The organism is Shewanella sp. 10N.286.45.A1 (assembly GCF_041470405.1).
GTDB lineage: Bacteria > Pseudomonadota > Gammaproteobacteria > Enterobacterales > Shewanellaceae > Shewanella.
On sequence record NZ_JBFRMK010000303.1, the window covers coordinates 1 to 791 of the forward strand.

Sequence of the window (791 nt, forward strand, 5' to 3'; positions counted from 1 at the left end):
CACTATTGCTATCGATCTTGCAAAGAATGTCTTCCAAGTATTAGGAGTGAATGAATACGGGAAAAGCGTCTTCAACAAACGCTTAAACCGTCAGAGCCTTAAAGAGTTTATGTTAAACCAGCCTGCTACTCGGGTAGTTTTTGAGGCTTGTTATTCTGCTCATTACTGGGGAAGAACCTTACAAGCTATGGGTCATCAGGTACTGCTTATTCCTGCTCAACATGTCACGCCTTTTGTCAGAGGAAGTAAAAACGATAAAAATGATGCGTTAGCCATTTATGAGGCAAGCTTACGACCTAATATTCGCTTCGTGCCTGTTAAAACTGAAGAGCAACAAGAGATATTGATGTTGCACAAAGTCCGTGAACGCCTAATAAAGCAAAGAATCGCTTGTACCAATCAAACTCGTGGCCTATTAACTGATTTTGGGATTGTATTTCCACTGGGGCATAGCGCCTTTGAGCAAGCTATGTGGCAGATTATCTGTGATGAAACACAAAGGCCATTAATCAAGATGATGGCGAACGAGTGCTTTGAAGAGTATCAAAAACTCACTGACAGATTAAAGCAAATCAATAAACTGATTAATCAACTAGTCAATCAAGATCCTAATGGAAAAATCTTGCTAAGCATCCCTGGCGTTGGGCCTATTATTGCTTCGGCATTTTGTGCCGCCATCGGCAATGGCCAAGCCTTTAATTCTCCAAAAGAGCTTGCGGTTTGGCTAGGGTTAACGCCTAAGCAGTTTGCTTCAGGCCATAAGAGCATTAATGCTGGGATCACCAAGCGGG

The 791-nt window shown here is 42.4% G+C and carries 1 protein-coding gene; it reads left to right on the forward strand.

Features of this window, described 5'->3' with window-relative positions:
• Positions 1–791, forward strand: a 791-nt coding sequence (locus AB4238_RS19625) for an IS110 family transposase (protein WP_372034992.1), incomplete at both ends; no start/stop codon positions are given.